Here is a 6223-nt window from a genome sequence, read left to right on the forward strand (position 1 = left end):
CTTACTCCTTTATTACATCAAAATATCTTCCATGAATCATTTCTATTAAATCCTTTGGAGAAAGTTTCATCTGTAGGCCCTTTTGCCCTCCACTTACATAAATCCATTCTAATTCTTCTGCCTCTTGCTGAAAAATCGTAGGGAAAAGTTTTTTCATTCCTACAGGAGAAACCCCGCCACGAATATATCCCGTCAATCCCAACAATTCTTTTTGATGAATCATTTGAACGCTTTTTTCTCCTACTGCCTTTGCTGCTTTTTTCAAATCTAGCTCTTGAGCAACAGGAATAACGAAAACAAAATGATTTCCAGATTTTCCTACGGCTACTAGAGTTTTGTAGACACTCTCTAAAGGAAGGTTTGATTGTTTCGCAATCTCTACTCCATCCACTTCCATATTGGCGTCATATTCCACTGTATCATATAAAATCTTATGGGCTTCTAACAACCGAATCGCATTGGATTTCTTCATAAAATCTCCTCCAAAAAAACATTCTATAATTAATTATACTCTATAAATAAGAAGAATAAACGGAAAAAGAAGACCTCTTCATAATTGAAAAATTCTCTTAAAAAAACCACCGCAGAAAGCGATGGTTTTTTCTAATCCTTTAATTTTTTCCATATTAATTTAATGAGCAGAACAAGTAAAATAATCACCAATATGGATATTAAACCCATTATAATTGCATATATAATTCCTGCTACCACTGGATCCATAGAACTTCTCCTTTCCAAAACTAGAGTTTGCTCGCTTCTCCCCAAATCTTATCCGCATTTGCATGAGTCTTTACCCAAAATCTTTTGGTTCCGAGGTCTCCAGGAGCCTTGTAGTACACAGCATACCAAGCATTAGTGGCTGTTTGCCAGCCTTCAACAAAACCGTAAGTGTCTTCAGTAGCACTCCCTATAAGCACTCTTAATTCTTTCCCATACTGTCTATCAATAATGGCTTTTCTCCTTGTAGTATCTCTTCTAACATCTACTTTAAAAGCCATCGTAACAGAAAAACCCTTTAAAACAACCTCATATCCTTTTTTACTACAATAGCCGTTGGAGCGATTGAACCTTGGCTTTCAATAGGATTAATTTCTAAGATAAACATTGCCCCATCAGGATAAATGGTTTTTGATACGTTTCCGTTACAATCTGTGGTTTGATATAGTTGTACTGAGGATTCATAGAATCCCATGTTTCTCCAACTTTTAACTTGTGTATTAATTTTTCTATTGTTTCATGACTGGCGCCTTCCTTTCGGAGTTCTCTCTCTATTTCTTCATATCCAATCCGTTCCACTCTATTTTCTTGAGGCGAAGCAGCAAAAGCAGTCGAAAACGTTCCCACTACTAACGACAACGAAAGCAACAAAGTAACAAACCTTCTCATAAAACCCCTCTTAACTAGAATATTCGACTTTTTACGCATTTAATATACAATATTCATAGAATTTTGTCAATGTTTTTATCATTTTTTTGTTTTCCAATAGCATGGTGGGGTCGGATTGACAACACATATATTCGTTTGACAGAGATACTAAAAAGTATTAATATAATATGTCATTAATATATTGTATTATCGGCATTTAATTTTAATCAATAAAAACAATTTTGTACACAAAAATCCCATTAAGCTTTACTCCCAATGGAATTTTAGAACTTTTTATTTGTATCTATGAGGAATTCGATCTCGTAACATAGAATGCAAAAATGTTGCACTAGAAGGCGTAATCTCCGCCCAATCCCAAATGGAAATTTCGTCCTCTCCCTGCTTTCCAAGAAGAACCACTTCATCCCCTTGTTTACAGTCAATCCCTGTTCCATCAAACATTAACATATCCATGCAAATTTCGCCTACTTGTTTCGCCCGTTTTCCCTGAATCAAAACTTCCATCACACCTGACAAAGAAGTAGGAAGCCCATCTCCATAGCCAACGGGAACCGTGATAATTCTTGCATCATGATCTAAAGTATAGCATCCATCGTAGCCAATTCCTGTTCCTGAAGGCAAATCTACAACCCTTGCCACCTCGGATTTCAAGGAAGTAATTGGCAAAGTATTATAATTTTCAGAGTCAGGGACAATATCTTTTCCTGTCATGGTCCCCAACGTCAAAGCGCCACAACGAACCATATCCAAATGTGCCTCAGGAAATTTAACAATTCCAGCGCTATCGCAAATATGCCTTAAACCATAATCTACATTCAAAGCTTTTAATCCATCGGTAAAATCCACAATTGTCTTTAATTGCATTTGGCTGTATTCATCGTCATCGGTTTCCGTTCTACCAAATTGACTAAATACGCCTAAAATTTTCAAAGAATCCATCTTAGAAATTCGCTCTACTTCCCTCATAGATTCTTCTGTTGGCAAAAATCCTAAACGAGAAAGACCCGTATCCAATTTAATATGAATCTCTTCTATTTTTCCTTGTGCCTTGGCTTCCTCAGAAATTTTCTTCGCCATCTCTTCACTCCAAACGGCCAGTTGAATAGAATTTTTAATCGCTACAGGAATCATAACATCCCCAATATATCCCAAAACCAAAATTTCAATTTCAGGATAGGCGTCCCTAAGTTCCAAAGCCTCTATCATATTAGAAACCGCAAACTTTTTAACCCCCTCATCAATGCCAACTTTTGCCAAAGCAACCGCCCCAGCTCCATAGGCATCATCCTTTAGAACCATCATAAAATCAACATCATCCGCCAAATTGCTACGAACTATTTCTAAATTCTTACGATATTGCTCTAAATCAATTTCCATATATATCGGTCTCATTTGATCCATAGTATCCCTCCTAATTGTTTTTACTATTATAACAGGTTTTGTGAAGAAATCAAAAATAGAAAGCAAATCCAAGAATTAACAGACAACCCCGTATTTTTCGTAAAATATATACTATGCTTTTCATTTTACGACCCATACAAATTCCTACATTCATTTCTTTTAACAAAGAAGATTCTTTATGATAAAATGGTCTTACTTATAAAAGACGGGAATTCTTCTCGCCTATATTGCAGGCCCCACAGAACGAAAAAGATTTTTAGGAGGAAATTTATGAAAAAGAAAACTTTACTCTATCTCCTCTTAGGTACCACGTTATTGGTCGGTTGTAACGGAGAAAATACCAACAATTCCAACACACAGACAAATACCGAATCGTTGAATAACCATTCTGAAATGGCACTTTCTGAAAATGAAAATACAAACAAATCAAAAGAGAATAAGGACATTCCAGAAGTATCTATCGATGAATTGCCCTATCAAATAGAAACGCTAGAGGCTGATTCTATAGGGGAAGTATACGGCGTTGCTACTTATGTAAATAACTCCCCCTATCCAGTAAAAGGCTTTAGTTTAGATGGAACCTTACCTTCAAAAAATGAAACCACTTATTTCATTTCCGTCGACACAGTTCTTCCAGGAGAAACCTCTGCAAACTTTGAATCCAATTATAAAGAAAACACGGAAATCAAAAAAATTTCCTATTCGTATATAAAAGACGATAAGGAATACTTTGTGGAATACGATGTAAAATTGGACAAATATACCGAAACAGAATTTTTTGACTAAAATTCCACTTATTCCATCTACGGAAAAGTATAGAGATTTTGATAATCGAAGCAAAGAAATGTTCCGTAAAATAACCATTAAACCTAGAAATTACATTTTGCCTAAAAGCACCCCACAACAAAAAGTTATGAGGTGCTTTTTTGGTGCACCCACTTTGAAAAAATCAACTCGAAGAAAAAAGTTTTGATTCTCCCCTTATATTCTCACTGAAACCAAATAAAATTTTCTAAAAAACAAAGCCCAATGCCCATTCTTTAATTCATATTTTTACATTTAGTTACATTTAGTTACATTTCTTATCTTTTTTGTTATAATAGATGTAGTAATTGAATCGCAAAACTATTTTTTGGAAGGAGCTTCAGAATGTTTGATTACAAAATAGTATCCCATTTAATGGAAAGAAAAGGGTTTAGCCAAACTTACATCGCAGATGAGATTGTGAAATTAGGAAAGCTTAAGGAAGATCCCTTTTCTATTTCTAAAGCGGCTGTAAGTAGACACTTAGACGGCACTTCGCAACCTCGAAAAAAATATATTCAAGCATATGCTAAAATTTTAGGTGTAAAACCTGAAGATTTAATGACTAAGGACGATATTTATTCTTCCACTTGGATTAAAGTATATGAAACCATTCAATCCAATATCTCCGCAGAATCCATCCAAAGCACGGCTGAAGATGATGATACTTACAAAGAAGAAATTCCTGGAAACTGGCTTCAAGGGGATCGAAAATATTTCGGTCTAATTGCCTCTGGTAACTCTATGTATCCTTTGTTCTTTGATGGGGATACCATTCTGCTACAAAAAACTACTTCTTTCATTGATAAAGAAATCTGCGCCGTTCGAATGGAAAATGGCGACGCTATGTTAAGATATGTCTGGAAAAACCCGCGGGATAATAGCATTGTATTAAAGGCAGAAAACTCAGAATACGAAGATATAATTATCACAAAAGAGGATTCTCGACATTTTGAAGTCCTAGGACGCTTTGTTGAGTTAAGAAGGAAAAATCCCTATTTCACACATTTACAAAACTCAATAGAAGGTTAAAGTATTCAACAAAAAAAGAGATAGGGGGTTCTATCTCTTTTCTTAACATTTTTTTATTGCTGTACTTTCTCATTTCAACAGAAATACCATTAAGATGGGTACACTGACCCTAAAATAATCAAAAATTAAAAACTCTATAAATGTTGAAAAGACTGGATTTCTCCAGTCTTTTCTTTGGTGTACCACAGAGGATTCGAACCCCTGACCTTTTGGTCCGTAGCCAAACGCTCTATCCAGCTGAGCTAGTGGTACATATGGAGCGGAAGACGAGATTCGAACTCGCGACCCTCGCCTTGGCAAGGCGATGCTCTACCACTGAGCCACTTCCGCATATTTTGGTGGAGGAGAGTGGATTCGAACCACTGAAAGCAGTGCTAACGGATTTACAGTCCGTCCCCTTTGGCCAACTCGGGAACTCCTCCTCATTTTGAAGTTTTAGCACAGACGCATCAAGCGACACGTCTATACTCTTGGAGCTGGTGGGAGGACTTGAACCCCTAACCTACTGATTACAAGTCAGTTGCTCTACCAATTGAGCTACACCAGCATGTTAATAATAATGGCGACCTGGATCGGGCTCGAACCGACGACCTCCAGCGTGACAGGCTGGCATTCTAACCAACTGAACTACCAGGCCAGGTAGTTGAATTTTATGGTGGGCGCAATAGGGCTCGAACCTATGACCCCCTGCTTGTAAGGCAGATGCTCTCCCAACTGAGCTATGCGCCCATAAAATTTTTGGTGACCCCACCGGGAATCGAACCCGGGTTACCGCCGTGAAAGGGCGGTGTCTTGACCGCTTGACCATGGGGCCTTATGGTAGCGGTGAACAGATTTGAACTGCTGACACTACGGGTATGAACCGTATGCTCTAGCCAACTGAGCTACACCGCCATATTTGTTTGTACGTTTCGCTATGTTGGTCCTTGTGCCCAACAGGATAATTCTATAAATCTTTGATTGATTTAGAATTTTGCTGGAAGGGTGCCAACTGAGCTACACCGTCATGTGAATAAAAAAATAACATAAAAATATGGTAGCGGGAGCAGGATTTGAACCTACGACCTTCGGGTTATGAGCCCGACGAGCTACCAAACTGCTCCATCCCGCGTTATCTGTTCCACACTGATGGACATACACCTACGTTATGGTGCCGAGGACCGGAATCGAACCGGTACGGTGTTAACCACCGCAGGATTTTAAGTCCTGTGCGTCTGCCAGTTCCGCCACCCCGGCATTTCTGGCTCTCAGGGTGGGACTCGAACCCACAACCTACCGGTTAACAGCCGGTTGCTCCACCATTGAGCTACCTAAGAACAGCTTCTGGTTCACTTCTTTATTAAATGAATCAGGGGAGGCTTTGCTCCTCCCCTGCCCGGCGATTTCCTACTCTCCCAGGTCGTTGCCAACCAAGTACCATCGGCGTTAAGAGGCTTAACTTCTGTGTTCGGCATGGGAACAGGTGTGTCCCTCTTGCTATGGTCACCGGACTCCTTAAATCTTCATACACAATCAACCACATCTTCTTTGGTCAAGTCTTCGACCGATTAGTATCTGTCAGCTCCATGTATTGCTACACTTCCACCTCAGACCTATCAAC

The 6223-nt window shown here is 38.6% G+C and carries 6 protein-coding genes, 11 tRNA genes and 1 rRNA gene; 2 read left to right on the plus strand and 16 right to left on the minus strand.

Annotated features, from left to right (window positions below; all coding sequences use genetic code 11):
- Position 1: 1 nt before the first annotated feature.
- The 4 genes from ybaK to alr all read right to left on the minus strand — a co-directional run bounded on the left by ybaK (position 2) and on the right by alr (position 2787).
- Positions 2 to 472, minus strand: a complete 471-nt coding sequence (gene ybaK / locus LQU94_RS03750; protein ID WP_230696336.1) for a Cys-tRNA(Pro) deacylase — start codon at positions 470 to 472, stop codon at positions 2 to 4.
- 268 nt (positions 473 to 740) lie between these two features.
- A complete protein-coding gene (locus LQU94_RS03755) occupies positions 741 to 998 on the minus strand; it encodes a hypothetical protein (protein WP_230696337.1) in 258 nt (85 codons plus the stop codon).
- 94 nt (positions 999 to 1092) lie between these two features.
- Positions 1093 to 1386: a hypothetical protein gene (locus LQU94_RS03760; RefSeq protein ID WP_230696338.1), complete on the minus strand. Its 294-nt coding sequence runs from the start codon at positions 1384 to 1386 to the stop codon at positions 1093 to 1095.
- Positions 1387 to 1659: 273 nt separating this feature from the next.
- Positions 1660 to 2787, minus strand: coding sequence for an alanine racemase (gene alr / locus LQU94_RS03765; RefSeq protein WP_230696339.1), 1128 nt, complete (start codon positions 2785 to 2787; stop codon positions 1660 to 1662).
- 270 nt (positions 2788 to 3057) lie between these two features.
- On the opposite strand from alr, the gene LQU94_RS03770 reads away from it, so the two are divergent.
- Both LQU94_RS03770 and LQU94_RS03775 read left to right on the plus strand, forming a co-directional pair.
- Positions 3058 to 3573: a hypothetical protein gene (locus LQU94_RS03770; protein WP_230696340.1), complete on the plus strand. Its 516-nt coding sequence runs from the start codon at positions 3058 to 3060 to the stop codon at positions 3571 to 3573.
- Between the two features lie 363 nt (positions 3574 to 3936).
- Entirely contained in the window at positions 3937 to 4623 is a 687-nt protein-coding gene (locus tag LQU94_RS03775; RefSeq protein ID WP_230696341.1) for an XRE family transcriptional regulator, read from the plus strand.
- Between the two features lie 175 nt (positions 4624 to 4798).
- Here the strand turns inward: LQU94_RS03775 and LQU94_RS03780 are convergent.
- From LQU94_RS03780 to rrf, 12 genes are all read right to left on the minus strand, one after another.
- Positions 4799 to 4875: transfer RNA gene (locus LQU94_RS03780), tRNA-Arg, on the minus strand.
- Positions 4876 to 4878: 3 nt separating this feature from the next.
- A tRNA-Gly gene (locus tag LQU94_RS03785) sits at positions 4879 to 4953 on the minus strand.
- Positions 4954 to 4959: 6 nt separating this feature from the next.
- Positions 4960 to 5045: transfer RNA gene (locus LQU94_RS03790), tRNA-Tyr, on the minus strand.
- A 49-nt stretch (positions 5046 to 5094) separates the two neighbouring features.
- A tRNA-Thr gene (locus LQU94_RS03795) sits at positions 5095 to 5170 on the minus strand.
- 13 nt (positions 5171 to 5183) lie between these two features.
- Positions 5184 to 5260: transfer RNA gene (locus tag LQU94_RS03800), tRNA-Asp, on the minus strand.
- Positions 5261 to 5276: 16 nt separating this feature from the next.
- Positions 5277 to 5352, minus strand: a tRNA-Val gene (locus LQU94_RS03805).
- 10 nt (positions 5353 to 5362) lie between these two features.
- A tRNA-Glu gene (locus LQU94_RS03810) sits at positions 5363 to 5437 on the minus strand.
- 3 nt (positions 5438 to 5440) lie between these two features.
- Positions 5441 to 5517 (minus strand) — tRNA-Met (locus LQU94_RS03815).
- Between the two features lie 140 nt (positions 5518 to 5657).
- A tRNA-Met gene (locus LQU94_RS03820) sits at positions 5658 to 5734 on the minus strand.
- 37 nt (positions 5735 to 5771) lie between these two features.
- A tRNA-Leu gene (locus tag LQU94_RS03825) sits at positions 5772 to 5859 on the minus strand.
- Between the two features lie 5 nt (positions 5860 to 5864).
- A tRNA-Asn gene (locus tag LQU94_RS03830) sits at positions 5865 to 5939 on the minus strand.
- 57 nt (positions 5940 to 5996) lie between these two features.
- A 5S ribosomal RNA gene (rrf, locus tag LQU94_RS03835) occupies positions 5997 to 6113 on the minus strand.
- Between the last annotated feature and the right edge of the window lie 110 nt (positions 6114 to 6223).

The sequence above is a fragment of the Peptoniphilus sp. KCTC 25270 genome, from assembly GCF_021012875.1.
Lineage (GTDB): Bacteria > Bacillota > Clostridia > Tissierellales > Peptoniphilaceae > JAJMZJ01.

Coding starts and splice junctions, on each gene's coding strand:
- LQU94_RS03775 (WP_230696341.1), top strand. CDS start 3,937: ATGTTTGATTACAAAATAGTATCCCATTTAATGGAAAGAAAAGGGTTT.
- ybaK (WP_230696336.1), bottom strand. CDS start 472: ATGAAGAAATCCAATGCGATTCGGTTGTTAGAAGCCCATAAGATTTTA.
- LQU94_RS03760 (WP_230696338.1), bottom strand. CDS start 1,386: ATGAGAAGGTTTGTTACTTTGTTGCTTTCGTTGTCGTTAGTAGTGGGA.
- alr (WP_230696339.1), bottom strand. CDS start 2,787: ATGGATCAAATGAGACCGATATATATGGAAATTGATTTAGAGCAATAT.
- LQU94_RS03755 (WP_230696337.1), bottom strand. CDS start 998: ATGGCTTTTAAAGTAGATGTTAGAAGAGATACTACAAGGAGAAAAGCC.
- LQU94_RS03770 (WP_230696340.1), top strand. CDS start 3,058: ATGAAAAAGAAAACTTTACTCTATCTCCTCTTAGGTACCACGTTATTG.